Origin of the sequence: Peterkaempfera bronchialis, assembly GCF_003258605.2 — a bacterium.
Classification (GTDB): Bacteria; Actinomycetota; Actinomycetes; order Streptomycetales; family Streptomycetaceae; genus Peterkaempfera; species Peterkaempfera bronchialis.
The window spans coordinates 5,574,654-5,595,859 of record NZ_CP031264.1 but is presented as its reverse complement, the minus strand read 5'-3'; the positions used below and the strand labels follow the sequence as shown (position 1 = coordinate 5,595,859).

Here is a 21,206-nt window from a genome sequence, read left to right as displayed (position 1 = left end):
CCGCCGACAAGCGGCTCCCCGCCCCGACAGGGTGGGGAGCCGCTTTGCGCTGCCGACCGTCAGCGGCAGGCCGGCGACCGGCGGGCCGCCAGCAGGGACCGCACGATGGTGCCGGGCCGCATCAGCGCGCTCGGCCGGGCCAGCAGGTGCTGCATATCGAGCATCACCCGGTGCGCGGGCACCGAGACATGGGTGGCCAGCATGACCTGGCGGACATAGCGGTTGAGCAGCGCGCTGCCGGGCGGCCGGGGGCCGACGGTCTCCGGGTACATGAAGTCGCCGCCGGTGGCCATCTGCCACGGCGTGGCGATCACCCTGGCGGCCCGCTGGTAGTAGGCGCCGACCATGGCCGGCGATGTGTTCCCGAACCGGTCCAGGCAGCGGCCGAGCTCCACGGCCTCCAGCGTGCCGACCGTCATCCCCTGCCCGTACAGCGGATTGAAGCTGCAGATGGCGTCGCCCAGTGCCGCATAGCCCGAGGGGTACTTCGGCAGCTTCTCGAAGTACCGCCGGCGGGCCTGGGGGTAGGTGAACCGGCGGGCCTCCCCGTCGTCCACCACCTCGGAGCGCTCCAGCAGCTCCCCGATGTGCGGGGCCGGCAGCGCCGCGGCGAACTCGGCGAAGCCCTTGGGGTCCACCGGCGCATGGGCCCGGTGCCAGCCGCCGAGGGTGACCATCCACCGGCCGCCCTCCACCGCGAAGACGGCGGCGGCCCGCTTGTCGTGCGGCGGGACGGTGGCCATCAGATACAGCAGGCCGCCGTCGCGCAGCCGGTCCCCCGGTGGGCGGCGCAGCAGCCGGGTGCTGTAACCGACGTCGATCTTGACGGTGGTGACCTCCGGGGCTGGGCAGCCGAGCTGTTCCAACCAGCGGTCCGTCCGTCCGCCGCTGCGGCCGGTGGCGTCCACCACCAGGTCGGCGGCGAGCGACTCCCCGCCGTCCAGTTCCACCCCGGTCACTCGTCCGGTGACCCCGGTCAGCCCGCAGACCGAGAGCCGCTGGCGGATCTCCACATTCGGCAGCGCGGCCACCCTGGACCGCACCGTGTGCTCCAGGAATGCCCGGGTGAGGCTGATCCCCAATTTGCCGCTCGAAAAGCGGGTCCGGTGGGCGCCCATTTGATGGAACAGCAGGTCCGAGCCGGGGTCAAAAGGCACCGCCCCGCCCGCGATCAGCTCATGGGTGAGACCAGGGAAGAGCTCCTCCAGTGTCATCCGGCCGCTGATCAGCAACGCATGCGCATGGCCGCCCTGCGGAACCCCGCGGCGGTCCTGTACATCCTGCGGAAACGCGTCCCGGTCGATGACGGTCACACGGCCGAATCTGCCGGCCAGCACACGCGCTGCCGCAAGCCCTCCCATCGAGCCCCCGATGACCACCGCATGTCCGCCGACCTCGCGCATGGACTCCTCCTCAGGAAATCCCTGTGGCACCACGGGAATTCGCGGCACCGCCGCCGAGTCTGGTCGCGCGGCGCGGGGGGTGTCATCTCCCGGGTTGCTCAAGGCGCACCGTCGCAGCAGGTGGGCCGGAAAGCCGGGGTGATTCGGGCCAGGTGGGTGAAGCGGTGTCAGTCGCGGAAGAGGTCGGGCAGCGCGGCGCCGACCAGGACGCGTGCCTCGTCGATGTACCGCTGCCCGGCGGCCGGGCCGAGCAGCAGGTCGACCCGGACGGTCGCGCCGGGGGTGACCAGCAGCGGACCGGCCGTCCCCACCACCATGCAGCGACCTCCGGCACCGTCACTGCGTGACACCGCCTGGACGAACCAGCGCCCTTCCGGCACATGGGCGATACGCCAGGATTCGCCGACCCGTTCCACTCTTCGGCAGCGCGCCGAACGGGAGCGCGACACGATGGCGGCCCCGCTGGCGGTCGCCGGGAACGCCGCCACGAAGACGGTCTCGTCCGTCATCCCGTCGAACCGCCTGGTCCGCCCCTGGATCGAGCCGTATGCATACGAGACGTCATTGCCGCCGTAGACGAAGTTCACCGCCTCCGAGCCGAGCGAGGCCAACCGCCGGTAGCGGCCCGGGGATACCCCGATCGTCTTGGTGAAACGGGTGGTGAACGCCCCGATACTGGTGTATCCCACCCCGACCGAGATGTCCGCGACGCTCGCCTGCGTATGCAGCAGCAACCGCCGCGCCTCTTCCATCCGAACGGCCATCAGAAACGCCGCCGGCGGTAATCCGGTCTCCTGATGGAAGAGCCGGGCCATATAGCAGGGGCTCAGCCGGGCCATCTGACTGAGATCGGCGAGGGTCAGATTCTCGCCGTAAGCCTCGCGTATACGAAAAACGACACGTTCAATCTCGGATCGCACCAGAAGCCCCCGTACCGCGCCAACGCTGCCCGCATCCACCCGGATAACGACGTATGCAAGCACAGCACCACCTTGCCGTCAAGGTGGTGCACCGCCACGAAGGGCGGCGCGGTGGACACCACCGAGCGCGATCCGGAGGACGCCGACGGGCTCGGGATCTTCCTCCTGTCGGCGAGGTGAGCAATCTGGGCGATGACACCGATTCGCGCACGCCGCAGCCTTGCTGATGTTGCCAGGGGCGGCTCACCAGGTGACAGGCACCGATCCGAAATGACTCGGGATGCATTCGTCGTCGGCAGTTTCGGGGGAATGATGCGGCTTGAACTCTTGGGTCCGTTGCGCATTTGGAGCCGGGACGAGGAGGTGGTGCTGGGCCCGCCGAAGCAGCGCGCCGCCCTGGGCGTGCTGGCCAGCCGGGTGAACCATGTGGTGAGCCTGGAACGGATGGTCGACGCGGTGTGGGGAGATGCCGCCCCGCAGACGGCCGTCAACGGGATCCACACCTATGTGGCCGGGCTGCGCCGGGCGCTGGAGCCGGACCGCGGCCCCCGCGAGTCCGGCGGAGTGCTGGTGTCGGCCGGTGGCGGCTACGCCCTGTGCATGGACCCGGAGGCGGTGGACGCCGAGCGCTTCACCCGGCAGCACACCGAGGCCAGGCGGCTGCGGGCGGACGGACACCCGGAGCGCGCCGGCCAGGTCTACGAGGCGGCGCTGGCCCTGTGGCACGGCGAGGCGTACGCCAACGTCCCCGGCCCGTTCGCGGATCTGGAGCGCACCCGGCTGCGGGAGCTGCGGCTGACCGCCATCGAGGAGTGGGCGGACACCATGCTGGCGGTGGCCCGGCACACCGAGACCGTCGCGGTCCTGTCCGACCTGGTCACCCGGGAGCCGCTGCGCGAACGCCTGCGGTGGCTGCTGATGCTGGCGCTGTACCGCTGCGGACGACGCGCCCACGCACTCGGCCTGTACCGGGAGACCCGGCAGCTGCTCCACGACGAACTCGGCCTCGAACCGGGCTTTGAGTTACGCCGCCTGCATGAGCAGATCCTCGGCGGGCACCCCGACCTCGATCCTCGGAGACCCCCGTCCGAGGGCGCTGCCTCCCTCAGCGGCGGCACCCTCACCGGCAACACCCTCAGCGGAAGCTCCCTCACCGGGAGCGCCCTCACCGGGCCCCGGCGCGACGGGCACGCCGTGCCGGCGCTGGCCCCCGCCCCCCGGCCGGCCCAACTGCCGCCCGACGCACGCGGCTTCACCGGGCGCGGCGAGGAGCTGGCCCGGCTGCGCAACTTCGTCACCCAGGAGCACGCCAGGCCCGGCACCCCCGCCGCGCTCGCGGTGGTGGAGGGCGGGGCGGGGGTCGGCAAGACCGCGCTGGCGCTGCGGCTGGCCCATCGGCTGTCGGAGGACTACCCGGACGGCCAGCTCTTCGTGGACCTGCGCGGTACCAGCCCCGAGCAGCAGCCGCTGAGCGCGCGGGCCGCCCTGGCCCAGGTGCTGCGCAGCCTGGGCGTCCCCGACGCCCGGATGCCGGACGACCTGACCGGGCGGACCTCGCTGTACCGCAGCCTGCTGCACGGCAGGCGGGTGCTGCTGGTGCTGGACGACGCCCTCGACGCCGAGCAGGTGCGACCGCTGCTCCCGCGCGGCCCGGCCGGGGTGCTGATCACCAGTCGGCGCCGGCAGTACGGGCTGGCGGCCCGGGACGGCGCGTACCGGATCGGGCTCGCGCCGCTCCCGCAGGACGACGCGCTGGAGCTGCTCACCTATCTGATCGGCGAGCCACGGCTGACGGGCCGGCAGGACTCGGCGGTGCGGCTCGCGCAGCTGTGCGGCTGTCTGCCGCTGGCGCTCCGGATCGCCGCCGAGGGGATGGTGGCCAAGCCCCGCCTGTCGCTGGACGAGCTGGTCGACGACCATGCCGCCGAGCACAACCGGCTGGACCGGTTCGCCGTGGAGGGGGATGTGGCGGCGAGCCTGCGGATTGCCTTCGCCGCCTCGCTGCGCCTGCTGCCGGCCGACGCGGCACACCTCTTCCGGCTGCTGGGGCTGTACGCCGGCACCCGGGTCACCGTACCCGTGGCGGCGGTGCTGTCCGGGAAGAGCCCGGCCTGGGCGGCCCGGCAGCTTGAGGTGCTGGCCGACCATCACCTGCTGGAGGACGTGGGCCGGGACTCGTATCGGCTGCACAGTCTGATCAGGCTGTACGCGGCCGAGTGCGCGGACGAGGAGCCGCTGGAGGACCGCACGGCGGCACTGGCCCGGATGCTGCCGGCGGAGCCGCTCGACGGAGCAATATCGGAGATGCAGCCGCCGGAAAGCTCATGCAGACTTTCACCCGTCGGCCACCTGTTCGAATGAGACCGCAGGGTCATGGCACGGGGGAGCGCATCCATGCGCAGCTACACTGAGTGCACGGCCGGATCCGATCAGGATGATGCCTTAGCCGTCGTGGGAATAGCCTGCCGACTCCCCGGCGCGACCACTCCGGAAATGTTCTGGAAACTCCTTCTCCACGGCAGGAGCGCCATCACCGAGGCGCCCGCCGGGCGCTGGGAGAATACCTCCCCCGACGACGGGGGCATACGTCTCGGCGGATTCCTCGACGCCATCGACCTGTTCGACGCGGACTTCTTCGGCATCTCCCCCCGCGAGGCCGCCGCAGCGGACCCGCAGCAGCGGCTCGCGCTGGAACTCGCCTGGGAGGCCGTGGAGGAGTCGGGCATCGTCCCGGGCACGCTTGAAGGGTCCCGCACCGGGGTGTTCATCGGCGCGATCCTGGACGACTACGCCGCACTGACCTACCGTCACGCCCCCGCCTCGCTCACCCGGCACACCCTGGCGGGGACCCAGCGAAGCATGATCGCCAACCGCGTCTCGTACCACCTCGGGCTGCGCGGGCCCAGCCTCACGGTGGACTCCGGTCAGTCGTCATCCCTGGTCGCCGTGCACCTCGCCTGCGAGAGCCTGCGGCGCGGCGAGTCCACGCTGGCGCTGGCCGGCGGCGTCCACCTCAACCTGCTGGCCGAGAGCACGCTGCGGGTCGCCCGGTTCGGCGGCCTGTCACCGGACGGCCGATGCCACACCTTCGACGCCCGCGCCAACGGCTACGTCCGGGGCGAGGGCGGCGGCGCCGTCCTGCTCAAACCGCTGGCCCGTGCGCTCGCCGACGGGGACCGGATCCACTGCGTCATCCGGGGCAGCGCCATCAACAACGACGGCGCTGCCGAAGGGCTCACCGTTCCCGACGCCCAGGCCCAGCAGGACGTCCTGCGCGAGGCCTGCCGGCAGGCCGGTGTCGCCCCGGCCGACCTCCAGTACGTCGAACTGCACGGTACCGGGACCAGGGTCGGCGACCCGATCGAGGCAGCCGCCCTCGGCGCCGCCGTCGGCACCGCCAGAGCCCCCGACTCCCCCCTGGCGGTGGGCTCGGCCAAGACCAACGTGGGGCACCTGGAGGGCGGCGCCGGCATCGTCGGCCTGCTCAAGACCGTCCTCAGCGTGGAGCACGGCCGACTGCCGCCCAGCCTCAACTTCGCGACCCCCAACCCGGAGATCCCTCTGGACGCGCTCAATCTGCGGGTCCCCCGGCAGCCGGAGCCATGGCCGCAGCCGGACCGACCACGGCTCGCCGGGGTCAGCTCCTTCGGCCTGGGCGGCACCAACTGCCATGTGGTGGTGGCGGAAGCACCGGTGCCGGGGCCGACCGGGCGGGGACGGCAGCGCACCGGCGGCGCCGTGCCGTGGCTGTTGTCCGGCCGGAGCGCGACGGCCCTGCGTGCCCAGGCCGAGCGGCTGCACCGGTACATCGAGGACCACCCCGACCTCGACCCGGCCGACACCGGGCTGGCGCTGGCGACCACCCGTACCGCCTTCGAGCACCGGGCGGCGGTCGTCGGGGAGCGACGGGAGGACTTCCTCCCCGGCCTGGCGGCCCTGGCCGCCGGAGCCTCGGCGGCACACCTGGTGGAAGGCGTCGCAAACCCGGGCGGGACGGTCTTCCTCTTCCCCGGCCAGGGATCCCAGTGGGCGGGCATGGCCGTCGAACTCGCCGGCAGCCACCCGGTCTTCGCCGACACCCTGTCCGCCTGCGAGAAGGCCCTCGCCCCTTACACCGACTGGTCGCTGACGGATGTGCTGCGCGGCGGCGGCAGCGCGGGCCCGTCCCCGCTGGACCGCGTGGACGTGGTGCAGCCGGTGCTCTTCGCGGTGATGGTGTCGCTCGCCGCGCTCTGGGGTTCGGCGGGTGTGCGGCCGGAGGCGGTCGCCGGACACTCACAGGGCGAGATCGCCGCAGCCCATGTCGCGGGCGCCCTCTCGCTGGAGGACGCCGCCCGCCTGGTCGCGCTGCGCAGCCGGGCGGTCAGGGCGCTGTCCGGGCGGGGCGGCATGGCCTCGGTGCCGCTTCGCGCCGACGCATTGGCGGACCGGCTGGCGGCCTGGGGCGGCCGGCTGGAGGTCGCGGTGGTCAACGGCCCCGCCGCCACGGTCGTCTCCGGCGACGCCGACGCCCTGGACGAGCTGCTGGCGGCGTTCGCCACCGAGGGCGTCGACGCGCGTCGGGTGGCCGTCGACTACGCCTCCCACTCGGCCCAGGTCGAGGCCATCCGCGAACCGCTGCTCGCCTCGCTGGCCGGGATCGCCCCGCGTACGTCGGACATCCCGTTCTACTCGACGGTGACCGGCGGACCGGTGGACACCGCCTGCCTGGACGCCGACTACTGGTACCGGAACCTGCGGCAGACCGTGCGCTTCGAGCCCACCGTCCGCGCCCTGCTGGCCGCCGGCCACCGGTCGTTCGTCGAGGTGAGCCCGCACCCGGTGCTCACCGGCAGCCTCCAGGACATCTTCGAGTCCGCCCTCGGCCCCGGCGGCGCGGACAGTCCCGCCGACGCGGACAGTCCCGGCGGTGCCGCCTTCGCCACCGGCACCCTGCGGCGCGGCGACGGCAGCCGGCAGCGGTTTGTGACCTCCCTGGCGCAGGTCCACGTCCACGGCGCCGCCGTCGACTGGGCCGCGGTGTTCGCGGACACCGGTGCCCGGCCCGTCCCGCTGCCCACCTACGCCTTCCAGCGCGAGCGCCACTGGCTGGACCTCACGCCGGGCGGCCCCGCCGCCGTCACGCCGACCGTGGTGCCGCGCGGCCCCGCCGTCCCCCCGGTGGCCGCCACGGCACAACCGGACGGCGGGTCCCTGGCACAACGCCTCGCCATGGAGCCCGAGGCGGAGCAGTACCGCCTGCTGCTGGAGACGGTGCGCACCGAGGCGGCCGTCGTCGTGGGCCGCACGGCCGAGTCCGTCGAGGTACGGCGGCCCTTCAAGGAGATGGGCTTCGACTCACCGGCCATCGTGGAACTGCGCAACCGGCTGGGCGCCGCCACCGGGCTGCGGCTGCCGACCTCACTCGTCTTCAACCACCCGACACCGGCCGTGCTGGCCGCCCATCTCCGCGACCTGCTGTGCGGTGACGGACCGGCACGGCCCCCTGCGGTCCTCGCCGAGCTGGACCGGCTGGAGGCGGCTCTCGCAGCGGCCTCCCTGGACGACGGCGAGACCCGCGACGCGGTCGCGGTGCGGCTGCGGCACCTCCTTGACCGGGTGGACCACGTGCACCGGCCGCAGCGGCAGCCGAACGGTGATCTCACCCGGACGATCCTGTCGGCCACACCCGAAGAGATCTTCGATCTCATCGACAACAGGGGCCCATTGTGACGAACGTAGAGCGGCTCACCCAGTATCTGAAGAAGGCCACGGTCGACCTCTACCAGGCCGAGCAGCGGCTGCGGGGGATCGAGGAGCGCTCCCGGGAGCCCATGGCCGTCATCGGCATCGGCTGCCGCTACCCCGGCGGGATCGACTCCCCGGAGCGGCTGTGGAAGCTGGTGGCGGACGAGAGGGACGCCATCTCCGACTTCCCCTCCGACCGAGGCTGGGACATCGACGCGCTGTACGACCCGGAGCCCGGCCGACCCGGCCGGACCTACACCCGGAACGGCGGCTTCCTGGACGACGCCGCCGGGTTCGACGCCCCGTTCTTCGGGATCTCGCCCCGCGAGGCCACAGCCATGGACCCCCAGCAGCGCCTGCTGCTGGAGACGTCCTGGGAGGCGGTCGAGCGCGCAGGCATCGACCCGACCACCCTCCACGGCAGCACCACGGGGGTCTTCACCGGGCTGTCCCACGACCACTACGGCGGCGCCTTCGAGGAGGCGTCGAAGGAGTCCGCGGGCTATCTGCTCACCGGTTGCTCCACCAGCGTCGCCTCCGGCCGGATCGCCTACACCCTCGGCCTGCGCGGACCGGCCGTCACCGTCGACACGGCCTGCTCCTCCTCGCTGGTCGCGCTCCACCTCGCCTGCCAGGCGCTGCGGCAGGGCGAGTGCGACCTGGCGCTGGCCGGCGGCGCCTGCGTCATGCCCACCCCCGGCATGTTCCTGGAGTTCAGCCGGCAGCGGGGCCTGGCCCCCGACGGCCGCTGCAAGCCCTTCGCCGCGGCGGCCGACGGCACCGGTTGGAGTGAGGGCTGCGGGGTCCTGCTCGTGGAGCGCCTCTCCGACGCGCGGCGCAACGGCCACCCGGTACTCGCCCTGATCACCGGCTCCGCGATCAACCAGGACGGCGCCAGCAACGGCCTGACCACGCCCAACGGCCTGTCCCAGGAGAGGGTCATCCGGCTGGCGCTGGAGAACGCCCGGCTCACCCCCGCCGACATCGACGCGGTGGAGGCCCATGGCACCGGCACCGCCCAGGGCGACCCCATCGAGGCCCAGGCGATCCTCTCCGCGTACGGCAGGGACCGGCCCGCCGGGAGCCCGCTGCTGCTCGGCTCGATCAAGTCCAACATCGGCCACACCCAGGCCGCCGCCGGCCTCGCCGGTGTCATCAAGATGGTCATGGCGATGCGCCATGGGCTGCTCCCCCGGACCCTGCACACCGACCGCCCCACCCCGCACGTCGACTGGGACCAGGGCGGCGTCGCCCTGCTCACCCGGGCAACCCCCTGGCCGGAGCGGGACCGCCCGCGCCGAGCCGCCGTCTCCTCCTTCGGCATCAGCGGCACCAACGCCCATGTGGTGCTTGAGCAGCCGCCCGCAGCCGAGGAGCCCCCAGCCCGGGAGTCCGCCGCCCAGGAGCCCCCAGCCCAGGAGCCCGCAGCCTCTCGGCCCGCCGCCCATCGGCCGCTCGGTGGCGCGGGCCTCATCCCATGGCCGCTGTCCGCCGCGAGCGAGCAGGCGCTGCGCGCCCAGGCCGCACAGCTGCACCAAGCGGTGGCCGCCGACGGCGCGGCGGACCCGGCCGACATCGGCCTCACGCTGGCCACCGGGCGGACGGCCTTCGAGCACCGCGCCGTGGTGATCGGCTCCTCCCAGGACGGCCTGCTGGCCGGGCTGGCGGCGCTGGCCCATGGCGAGCAGGCGGCAGGTCTGGTCCAAGGCGGCGCGCTGCCCGGCCTGGTGGCGTTCCTCTTCGCCGGCCAGGGAACGCAGCGCCCTGGCATGGGCCGCGAACTCTTCGATGCCTTCCCGGTCTTCGCCGAGGCGACGCAGGAGATCTGGTCCCATCTCGACCCCCATCTCGACCGCCCGCTGCGGGAGATCGCGTTCGCCGCCCCGGGGACACCGGAGGCCGAGCTGCTGCGGGAGACCGGGTGGGCACAGCCCGCGCTCTTCGCGCTGGAGACGGCCCTTTACCGGCTGGTCACCTCCTTCGGTGTGGTCCCGGACCGGCTCCTCGGCCACTCGGTGGGCGAGCTGAGCGCGGCGCACGCGGCCGACGTGCTCTCACTTCCCGACGCCTGCGCCCTGGTTGCCGCACGGGCCCGCCTGATGCAGGCCGCTCCGTCCGGCGGCGCCATGGTGTCGGTGCGGGCCACCGAGGACGAGGTCCGCGCCTGGGTCGCCGGTGTCCCGGAGGTCGCTGTCGCCGCCGTCAACTCCCCCACCTCCGTGGTCGTCTCAGGGAGCGCCGAGGGGGTCGCCCTGGTCGCCGCGCGGTGCGAGGCGAATGGCCGTAAGACCACCCCGCTGCGGGTCAGCCACGCGTTCCACTCCCCGCATATGGACGGCATCCTGGAGGAGTTCCGGGCCGCCGCACGCGCGGTCACCTTCCGGCCGGCCCGGATCCCGATCGTCTCCAACCTCACCGGACGGCCTGCCACCGCCGAGCAGTTGGCCTCGCCGGACTACTGGGCCGAGCAGCTGCGGCACCCGGTGCGGTTCATGGACGGGGTACGCCGGCTGGCTGCGGAGGGCGTCACCTGCTGGCTGGAGCTGGGCCCGGACACCACTCTGGCCGCCCTCGCCCAGGAGAGCGTGGAGGGGCCCGCCGCCCTGGTCTCCGCGCTGCACCGCACCCGGCCGGAGCCGTCCACGCTGCTGACCGCCCTGGCGCGGGTGCACACCGCAGGCGCGACCGTCGTCTGGCCCACGGCCCTGTTCGGCTCCGATGCCCGGCAGGTCGACCTCCCCACCTACCCCTTCCAGCGGCGTCGCCACTGGCTGGAACCGCCCGCTGCCCGGGCCGCCGTGCCGGGCGGCCCGACCGCCGCAGCGGTGGAGCACCCGCTGCTGGGTGCGGCGTTCGACCTGGCCGGCGCCGCCGAACGCCGGTACGCCCACACCCTGACCCCCGACCGGCCCTGGTTCCTGGGCGAGCACCGGCTGGCCGGTACGCCCGTGCTGCCCGGCAGCGCCATGCTCGAATGGACGCTGGCCGCAGCACGGTCGGCGGCCGGAGACGGCGACAGCGATGGGGCGGCGTGGTCGCTGGCGGACGTCGCCTTCCACACCTTCCTGCCCTTGGCCGCCGACCGGCCGGTGGGCGTACAGACGGCCGTGGAGCTGCACGAAGGGTCCTGGCGGGTGCGGTGCTTCAGCCGCCCGGACGGGCCCGAGCAGCGGTGGACCGAGAACGTCACCGCGACCGCCGCCGCGACCCCTGCCACCACGCGCCCCGCCCCGACCGATCCCGCCACCGTCCGCGCCCGGCTGCCCGAGCAGGACGCCGGGGCGCTGTATGAGCGCTTCGCCCGCACCGGTCTGGACTACGGGCCCGCCTTCCACGGGATCACCCGGCTGTGGCGCGGCGACGGTGAGGCGCTGGCCCTTGTCGAGGTGGCGCAGGCCGAGCAGGACGGCGACGCCTATCTGCTGCACCCGGTGGTGCTCGATGCCTGCTTCCAGACGGTCGGCGCGCTCGCCGGGCAGGACGACCGGGCCTGGGTGCCCGTCGGGCTGGACCGGCTCACCGTCCACGGCCGGCTGCCGGGCCGCGTCTGGTGCCACGTCCGCCGGTGGAGCACCGCGCACGCGGGCGAGGTGGCCATGGACCTGGACCTGCTGGCGGACTCCGGGGAACGGCTGGCCGACCTGGAGGGGCTGCGGTTCCGCTCCGTGACCCGGGCCGCGCTGTCCGCCCTGGCCGGCGAGGGGCCGCGCCGCTACGAGATCGCCTGGCGACCGCTCGGGGGCGGCTCCGGCGGGGACGCTCGGCCCGCCCCGCAGGGCAGCTGGCTGGTGCACGGCGAGGACCCGGCTGTCGCCGGCGACTGGCAGCGCCGGCTGACCGCGCTCGGCACGTCGGCGGCCATCGTCAAGGACGCAGCCGCGCTGCGGGCCGGGGACGCGGTCCGAGGACTGCTGCTGCACATCGGCCCCGGCGCGGACGAGGCGGACGACGTCCTCGACACCGTCTACCGGCTCGCCCGCACCCATCTGGACCTCCTGCGGGACTTCCTGACGGCCCATGCCGCCCGGCGGCCGCAGATCGTCGTCTGCACCACCGGGGCCACCGCACCCCGCCCGGCGCAGGACGCCCCCGACCCCCGGCAGGCGGCCCTCACCGGCCTGGTCAGAGCCGTCCTTGCCGAGTACCCGGACGTCACCTGCGTACAGATCGACCTCGACCCCGCCGCGCCCGCGCCGTCCCCGGACGAGGTGCTGGGCAGGGCCGAGGCGCTGGGCGGCTCGGGCCACCTCGCGGTGCGCGACGGGCAGTGGTACGAGGCCCGGCTGCGCGAGCAGACGGCATCCGGCGGCGACCCGGTCCCGGTCCGCCCCGACGCCACCTATCTGATCACCGGCGGCTTGGGCGCCCTCGGCCTGGTGACCGCCGACTGGCTGGCGGAGCGCGGCGCCCGCTCGCTGCTGCTGGCCGGCCGTACGGTCCCCGCCGCCGAGCCGCCCGCCGTGGCGGCGCTGCGGGCGGCCGGGGTCCGGGTCGAGCTGCGCCGGGCCGATCTGGCCGACCCCGCCGACGTCGACGCCCTGCTGGCGTACGCGGAGCGCGAGTTGCCGCCACTGCGCGGCGTCGTGCACGCGGCCGGGCTGAACTCCGAGGTGATCCTGGAGGAGCAGGACGGGGCCGAACTCGGCCGCATCATGGACCCCAAGGTGCGTGGCGCCTGGCATCTGCACCAGCGCACCACGGGTCTCGACTTCTTCCTCCTCTACTCCTCGATCGCCTCGGTCCTCGGAGCCGCCGGGCAGGCCGGATATGTGGTCGGCAATGCGTTCCTGGACGCCCTGGCCGGGTACCGGCGCCACCACGGGCAGCCCGCGCTGAGCATCAACTGGGGCCCATGGGCCCAGGTGGGCATGGCGGCGCAGGACGAGATCGCCGTCCGGTACGCGGCAGCGGGCATCACCCCGCTGCCGACGGACCGGGCCCTGGAGACCCTCGCCCGGATCCCCGCCGCCGACGCGCCGCACGTCGGCGTGGTGGAGGTGGACTGGTCCCGCTTCCTCGGCGCCTCCCCGCGCCGCCGGCCGTACACCCTGCTCGCCGACCTCGCTCCCGCCGACCCGGCCGCCGTGGAACAGGACGACCCACGGCACGCCGAGACGCTGGCACGGCTGATGGCGGACGACCCCGACTCCGCCAGGGAGACCGTCTTCGGCGAACTCCTGGACCGGGTGGCGCTGCTGCTGGGCATGACGGCCTCGGAGCGGGACGAGTTGCGCCCGACGTTCGGGCAGCGGCGGCTCAATGAACTCGGCTTCGACTCACTGACGACCATTCAGCTGCGCAACCGCCTGCTCGCCGACTACTCGGCCGACGTGGCCACGGACTTCCTCTTCGGCGGCGGCACCGCGGCGGAGATCGTCGGGCTGGTCTGCCGCCACCTCACCGCGCTGAGCGTCCTGGCCACGGACGACGACGCGGTCGACGCGGACGAGATCGAGGTGCTGACCCTGTGAGCTCCCGAGTCGGGCGGGCCCCGGCACCCCGAGGACGGAGCCGCCGGCAGACGGTGGACCGGCAAACGGTGGACAAGGAGAGACCGCTGTGCCTGAGAGTGGCATGACAACGATCCCGTCCCTGCTGGACGAGCTGGCGCGGGACGGCATCAAGCTGAAGCTGATCGGCGACGGCCGGATCGAGGTGACCGCGCACCGTGGCCGGCTGTCCGACGACCTCCGGGCTCGGATCGGCCGGCACAAGCCGGAGCTGGTCGAGTGGCTGGCGAAGCTGCGGACCGACCGGCCGCAGGACACCGCGCTGCCCGTGATCACCCCCGATCCTGACCGGCTGTTCGAGCCCTTCCCGCCCTCCGACCTCCAGGCGTCGTTTCTGATCGGCAGCCGGGAGGGGTTCGAGTACTACGTGCGCCCGCACCAGTACTTCGAATACGAGCTCGGCGAGACCGACCCCCGGCGCCTGGAGCAGGCCCTCAACGAGGAGCTGCACCACCAGCGGCACAACCTGGTCGTGGTCCGCGACGACATGCGGCTGGAGACGGTGCGCGACCCGGCGCCGGCCGAGCTGCGCGTGTACGACCTGCGCGGACTGCCGCTGGCCGACGCGGAGCGTGCGATGGCGCGGATGCGCGACGCCATCGTCCGCACCGAGCCGGTACACGACCGCTGGCCCTGGGTCGACCTGCGGCTCAGCCTGCTCCCCGGGGGGCGCAGCCGACTCCACTTCAACAACAACAACATCTTCAGCGACGCACCGGCGACCCTGCGCTTCCTCGACCGGGTGCTGCTCCGCTACCGCGACCCGCACTGGTCGCCGCCCGCGCTGGAGATCAGCTTCCGGGACTGCGTGCTGGCCCTGGCCGAGCTGGAGGAGTCGCCACTGGGCCAGGCGTCGCGGGCGTACTGGACCGACCGGATCGCCGACTGGCCGGAGGCGCCCCCCGTCCCGCTGGCGGCCGGCGCTGACCCTCGGCGGCGTTCCCGGCTGGAGCGCCGCGAGATGCTCTTCCCGGCGCCGGTGTGGACGGCGCTGCGGGACCGCGCCGCCGCGCGGAACCTGACGACCACCAATGTGCTCTCCGCCGTACAGGCCGAGGTGCTCTCCTACTGGAGCGGGTCGCGCCACTTCCTGCTGAACAACATGATCACCCACCGGCTGCCGCTCCACCCGCAACTGCCCGACGTGCTGGGGAACTTCGCCTCGCTCTACCCGCTGGAGGTCGACTGGCGGCCCGACGAGCCGTTCCAGGCCCGGGTCCGCCGGCTTCAGGCCCGGATGCTGTCCGACGTGGAGCACCTGTACTGGAGCGGGGTCAAGGTCCTCCAGAAGCTCAACCAGGCCCGCCGTACCCCCGGCCGGGCGGTCTGCCCGTTCGCGATCGGCAGCGCGCTCTTCGTGGGGCAGCAGGAGCGGCCGGTGCACAGCCAGTTGGAGACCCCGCAGACGCTGATCGACTGCGAGTTCTGGGACTTGCGGGACGGCAGTCTGTGGGTGGTCTGGGACGTCATCGAGGACATGTTCCCCGAGGGCCTGATCGACGCCATGGAGCAGGGCTACCGCACGGTCGTCACAGAGCTCGCCGAAAGCGACGCGGCCTGGGAGACCAAGGCGTTCGAGCTGCTGCCCGCCACCCAGCGGGAGCAGCGCGCCCGGATCAACCGGACCTCTCCGCCGCTCCCCGGCGGACTTCTGCACACCCCGCTGGAGCGGCACGCCGCCGAGCGCCCCGACCGGCCGGCCGTGGTCGCCGACGGCGCCACGGTCGGCTACCGCGAGCTGCACCGCCGCGCCGCCCGCCTCGCCGAGACGCTGCACGCCCAGGGGACACGGCCCGGCGACCTGGTCGCCCTGGTGCTGTCCAAGGGCCCGGAGCAGATCACCGCGGTCCATGGCGTGCTCACCGCCGGGGCGGCCTATGTGCCGCTGGACCCGGCCTGGCCGGAGGACCGCATCCGGTATGTGCTGTCCGACACCTCGGCCACCGCCGTGGTCACCGTCGAGGGGCTGCGGGAGCGGCTCACCGGCCTGACCCAGGCACCCGTCGTCACCGTGGACGGGGTCACCGTGGACGGGGTCACCGTGGACGGGGTCACCGTGGCCGAGCCCGCCCCGGCCCCGGCCCCGGCGGCACGCGCGCCGGAGGACCTGGCGTACGTCATCTACACCTCGGGCTCCACCGGCCGCCCCAAGGGCGCGATGCTGGACCACCGGGGCCCGCTCAACACCATCGCCGAGGTCAACCGGCGCTTCGGGATCACCGGGGACGACGTCCTGTTCGGCATCTCCTCGCTCTGCTTCGACCTGTCCGTCTACGACATCTTCGGCGCGCTCCAGGCGGGCGCCACCCTGGTCCTGCCGGAGCGGGGCGAGGCCGACCCCGCCGCCTGGGTCGCGGCGGTGCGCCGCCACGGCGTCACGGTGTGGAACTCCGTGCCGGCGATCATGCAGCTCTTCGTCGAGGAGGCGGAGGCGGCCGGGCTGGAGTGCCCCTCACTGCGTACGGTGCTGCTGAGCGGCGACTGGATCCCGGTCGGCCTGCCGGACCGGATCCGCGGGATCGCCCCGAACGCCCAGGTGGTCAGCCTCGGCGGCGCCACCGAGGCGTCGATCTGGTCGATCTGCCACCCGGTCGGGAAGACCGACCCCGGCTGGACGAGCATCCCGTACGGCAAGCCGCTGGCCGGCCAGAGCTGGTACATCCTGGACGAACTCGGCCGCGACCTGCCCACCTGGGTGGCCGGGCAGCTGTACATCGGCGGGGCCGGGCTCGCCCTCGGCTACCTCGGCGACCCGGACAGGACCGCAGCCGCTTTCACCACCCACCCGCGCACCGGCGAGCGGCTGTACCGCACCGGAGACCTGGGGCGCTATCTGCCCGGCGGGGAGATCGAGTTCCTCGGCCGCGCGGACTTCCAGGTGAAGATCCAGGGCTTTCGGGTGGAACCCGGCGAGGTGGAGCACGCCCTGGCGGAGCTGCCGCACATCGGGCAGGCCGCCGTGGTGGCGCGCACCACGGACTCCGGCAAGCAGCTGGCGGCCTTCGCCACCGCCGCCGAGGGCGTCGAGCCGCCGTCTGCCGCCACCGTGCTGGCCGCCCTGGGCGAACGGCTGCCCGCCTATATGGTGCCCAGTCATCTCACCGTGCTGGAGCGGCTGCCGCTCACCGCCAACGGCAAGCTGGACCGCAGGGCGCTGGAGGCCCTGGAGCCGGCCGGGCCGGGCGGGCAGCGCGAGCGGACCGCGCCCCGGACGCCCGCCGAGAAGGCACTGGCGGAGATCTGGGAGGCGGTGCTGGGCTCCGGGCCGATCGGGGTGCACGACGACTTCTTCGCGCTGGGCGGGCAGTCCTTCACGGCGCTGCGCGTCACCGCGCAGATCGCCCGGCGGCTGGGCCACCAGGTGCCGCTGGGCACCCTGCTGGAGCGGCGCACCGTCGCCGGGCTGGCGGAGTGGCTGGAGACCCGGGCCGACTGGTCGCCGCTGGTGCGACTGCGGGACGGGGACGCCGACCCCTGGTTCTTCGTCCACCCCGCCGGCGGCAATGTGCTGTGCTATCGGGCGCTCGCCGAGTCGCTGGGCCGTCCGTTCCACGCCTTCCAGGCTCCCGGCGCGGCCGGCGGGTCGCCGCTGGAGACCATGGACGACCTGACGGCCCTGTATACGCGGGAGCTGCGCAGGGTCCAGCCGTCCGGGCCGTACCGGCTGGGCGGCTGGTCCTCGGGTGCGGTCATCGCCGCCGGGATCGCGCACCGCCTGGAGGCGCTCGGCGAGAAGGTCGAGCGCCTGGTGGTGATCGACGCGCCCGCCCCGGTCGAGCCCCGGGAGGTGGACGAGGCGCAGCTGGCGCTCTGGTTCCTGGAGGACCTGGACATCGGCTTCGACCCGCGCTCCGCTGCGGCCGACCTGCTGCGGGAACGGCTCGCGGCGCTGCCCGAGGGCACCTTCGCGCGCCTCGCGCCTCCGCTGCTGCACCAGGCCGCCGGGGCTGCGGGCGGCCTGGACGCGGCGGACCTGGCGGATGCGCTGGCGGTCTTCCGGGGGGTGGTCCGGGCCTGCAACAGCCACCGGGCCGCCGGGCTGGCCGCGGACATCACCGTCGTCCGGGCGCGGGACGGCCAGGTCGGCGAGTTCGCCGACCACCCGTGCGCCGCCGCCCCCGACTGGGGCTGGGCCGCGCTCACCACGGGGCGGACCGCCACCGCGTCCGTCCCGGGCACCCACCACACCCTGCTCACCAGCCCGCTGGTCGCCGCCGTCTCCGCCGCGATCGACCGACACCCGGAGGAGGACGCTCCGCGATGACTCAGGACCTGCTTGTCGAACTCCACCAACGCGGCATCAAGTTGCGGCTTGTCGAGGGCCGCCTGGACGTACTGGCCCCGGCCGGGACGCTCACCCCGACGCTGCGCGACGAACTGCGGGCGCGGCGCGACGACCTCATCGCCGTCCTCAGCGGTGTCGGATCCGAGGGCAGGCCCGCGCCGGTGCCCCGGCCCGAGCTGCGGCATGAGCCGTTCCCGCTGACCGACATCCAGCACGCCTACTGGGTGGGCCGCCGGTCGGCCATGGAGCTCGGCGGTGTCTCGACGCATGTGTACTTCGAGCGCGAGCGCGGGGGGCTCGACCCGGAGCGGCTCCAGCAGAGCCTGCGGAAGGTGGTCGAGCGCCACGACATGCTCCGGGCGATCGTGCTGCCGGACGGTCGGCAGCGGGTGCTCGCCGAGGTGGCACCGTATGTGATCCCGGTGGACGACCTGCGCGGGCTGGCGCCGGAGGCGCTGCGGGAGCGCCTGCTCCGCACCCGCCGGGAGATGGACCACCAGGTCATGCCGGCGGACCGCTGGCCGCTGTTCGACGTCCGGGTCTCGCTACTGGACGGCGGGCTGGTCCGGCTGCACGTCGGGCTGGACATCCTGATCATGGACGGCTTCAGCATGTATGTGCTGTTCGAGGACTGGCGGCGGTTCTACGAGGACCCGGAGTGGGCACCGGAGCCGCTGGAGCTGTCCTTCCGCGACCATGTGGCCACCGAGGAGGCGGCACGGGACTCCGCCCGCTACCGGAAGGCCGAGGAGTACTGGCTGACGCGGCTGGCCGAGCTGCCGCCGGCGCCCGCCCTGCCGCTGGCCGTCCAGCCGAGCCGACTGGACGGCCGACCCGAGTTCACCCACCGCAGTGGCCGACTGGCCCGGGAGCGCTGGCAGGCGGTGAAGAGCGAGGCCCGCCGGCGCGGGCTGACGCCGTCGGTGGTGCTGATGACCGCGTATGTCGAGGTGCTGCGGCGGTGGTCGCAACAGCGCGGGCTCACGGTCAATCTGACCCTGCTGAACCGGCCGCGCACCCATCCGCAGATGGACCGGCTCATCGGCGACTTCACCTCGGTGACGCTGCTGGCGGCCCAGGAGGATCCGGACGCCGCGTTCGCGGTCCGCGCGGAGACATTGCAGCGGCAGTTGCTGCGGGATCTGGAACACGCGGAGTTCAACGGCGTCCGGGTGATGCGCGAGCGGTCCCGGAGGGAGGGCGGCGGCCCGGGCGCGAGCATGCCGGTCGTCTTCACCAGCATGATCCCCGCCTCGGAGGACGAGGACCGCTCGGACGGTCCGGGCTTCTTCGGCGACCTCGTCCACCAGGTAAGCCAGACCCCGCAGGTGTGGCTGGACCACCAGGTGACCGAGGAGCGCGGCGAGCTGGTGTTCAACTGGGACGCCGTCGAGAAGCTGTTCCCCGAGCGCCTGCTAGACGACATGTTCGCGTCCTTCGGCGAGGCGCTGGAACGGCTCGCCCGAGACCCCGGCGCCTGGGACGACACCGGGCCCCGCCGCCTGCCGCAGTGGCAGGCGGCGGAACGGGACCGCGCCAATGACACGGCGGCCGACCTCCCGGCCCGCACCCTGTGGGAGCTGGTCGAGTCCCGCGCCCTCAGCTGTCCGGATGCCGTCGCGGTGATCACCGACGCCGGGGAGTTCGGCTACCGGCAGGTCGTGGACGACGCGCGCCGCCTCGCCCGCCGGCTCGGCGCGCTCGGCGCCGAGCCGGGCGCGCTGGTGGGCGTCGTGCTGGACAAGGGGTACGAGCAGGTGGCCGCCGTGCTCGGCGTCGCCGGGTCGGGGGCGGCGTATCTGCCCATCGATCCGAGCTGGCCGGAGGCACGGCGGACGCTGCTGCTGGCGGAGGGGCGGGTGCGGACGGTGGTCACGTCCCCGCGGCTGGCCGATGAACTCGCCTGGCCCGACGGCATACACCTGGCCACGCTGGCCGACCCCGAGGTCCGGGAGGCCGACTCCGGGCCTCTGGAGACCGCCCCGTCGCCCGACGACCTGGCCTATGTGATCTTCACCTCCGGCTCCACCGGCCGCCCCAAGGGCGTCATGATCGACCACCGGGGCGCCGCCAACACGATCCAGGACGTCAACCGGCGCTTCGGCGTGGGCCCCGCCGACCGCGTGCTGGCACTCTCCGCGCTCAGCTTCGACCTGTCGGTCTACGACATCTTCGGCGTGCTGGCGGCGGGCGGCTCGGTGGTCCTGCCGTCGCCCGCCGGGGTCCACGACCCGGCACACTGGACCGATCTGGTGGAGCGGCACGGCGTCACCGTGTGGAACTCGGTACCGGCCCTGATGCAAGCCTGGACGGACGCCCACACCCCGTCTGCCGACGTGCCGTCGACACTGCGCCTGGCGCTGCTCAGCGGTGACTGGATCCCGGTGCCGCTGCCGGATGCGGTCCGGGCCCGCCACCCCCGGGCCCGGGTGGTCAGCCTGGGCGGCGCCACCGAGGCGTCCATCTGGTCGGTCTGCTTCCCGATCGGCGAGGTCCCCTCGGAGTGGGCCCGCATCCCTTATGGCAAGCCCCTGGCCAACCAGACCCTCCAGGTGTACGACGAGCGGCTGCGGCCCTGCCCGGTCTGGGCGACCGGGGAGATCCTCATCGGCGGCGCCGGGGTGGCACGCGGCTACTGGGCGGACCCGGTGCGGACCGCCGAGCGGTTCGTCGTCCACCCGGAGACCCGGGAGCGGCTGTACCGCACCGGGGACCTCGGCCGGTATCTGCCCGGCGGCGACATCGAGTTCCTGGGCCGCCAGGACTTCCAGGTCAAACTCAACGGCTACCGCATCGAGTTGGGCGAGATCGAGGCGGCGCTGCGCGGCCGCCCGGGCATCGCGGAGGCACTGGCCTCGGTGGTGGCCAACCCCCGCACCGGCCGCCGGCAGCTGGTCGCCCATGTGCTGCCGGACGACCCTGCGGCGGTCCCGGCGCGCGGCGCGGAGGATGCCGCCGGGCTGCGCAAGGCGCTGGAGGAGGTGCTGCCCGGCTACCTGGTGCCGCACCAGATCCTGTTCATCGACCGGGTACCGCTGACCGCCAACGGCAAGGTGGACCGCAGCGCGCTGCCCGAGCCCTGGGCCGACGCCGCACCCGAGCAGCAGACCGCCCCGCGCGACGAGATGGAGCACCGGCTGCTGGAGATGTGGGCCGACGCCCTGGGCCACGCCGACTTCGGCGTGCACGACAACTTCTTTGAGCTCGGGGGCGATTCCCTGCACGCGGTGCGCATCCTCACCCGGGTCCGCCAGGAGCTGGGGATCGAGCAGGAGGCGGAGGAGGACCTGGAGATGCTCTTCGACCACCCCACCATCGCCGAGCTGGCGGAGGCGCTGAGCAGTCGGACGGGGCACTGAGC

6 protein-coding genes and 1 pseudogene are annotated in these 21,206 nt (G+C 73.7%); 5 read left to right on the top strand and 2 right to left on the bottom strand.

Annotated elements, in window-relative coordinates; genetic code table 11:
- Positions 1-59: 59 nt before the first annotated feature.
- A complete protein-coding gene (locus tag C7M71_RS24605) occupies positions 60-1,313 on the bottom strand; it encodes an FAD-dependent oxidoreductase (protein WP_229758890.1) in 1,254 nt (417 codons plus the stop codon).
- 257 nt (positions 1,314-1,570) lie between these two features.
- Complete coding sequence (locus C7M71_RS24600; RefSeq protein WP_111489493.1) at positions 1,571-2,386, bottom strand: helix-turn-helix transcriptional regulator; 816 nt, start codon at positions 2,384-2,386, stop codon at positions 1,571-1,573.
- A 273-nt stretch (positions 2,387-2,659) separates the two neighbouring features.
- On the opposite strand from C7M71_RS24600, the gene C7M71_RS24595 reads away from it, so the two are divergent.
- The 5 genes and pseudogenes from C7M71_RS24595 to C7M71_RS24575 all read left to right on the top strand — a co-directional run bounded on the left by C7M71_RS24595 (position 2,660) and on the right by C7M71_RS24575 (position 21,204).
- Positions 2,660-4,684 carry a BTAD domain-containing putative transcriptional regulator gene (locus tag C7M71_RS24595; RefSeq protein ID WP_229758889.1) on the top strand — a complete coding sequence of 675 codons (2,025 nt, stop codon included), beginning with the start codon at positions 2,660-2,662 and terminating at the stop codon, positions 4,682-4,684.
- Between the two features lie 33 nt (positions 4,685-4,717).
- Positions 4,718-8,035: a type I polyketide synthase gene (locus C7M71_RS24590; protein WP_111489495.1), complete on the top strand. Its 3,318-nt coding sequence runs from the start codon at positions 4,718-4,720 to the stop codon at positions 8,033-8,035.
- Between the two features lie 95 nt (positions 8,036-8,130).
- Positions 8,131-13,521, top strand: a pseudogene (locus C7M71_RS24585) (type I polyketide synthase); the annotation flags it as partial.
- Positions 13,522-13,624: 103 nt separating this feature from the next.
- Positions 13,625-17,824, top strand: coding sequence for a non-ribosomal peptide synthetase (locus C7M71_RS24580; protein ID WP_111489497.1), 4,200 nt, complete (start codon positions 13,625-13,627; stop codon positions 17,822-17,824).
- Positions 17,821-21,204: a non-ribosomal peptide synthetase gene (locus C7M71_RS24575; protein ID WP_111489498.1), complete on the top strand. Its 3,384-nt coding sequence runs from the start codon at positions 17,821-17,823 to the stop codon at positions 21,202-21,204. The genes C7M71_RS24580 and C7M71_RS24575 overlap by 4 nt, the downstream gene beginning before the upstream one ends.
- The last annotated feature ends 2 nt before the right edge of the window (positions 21,205-21,206 follow it).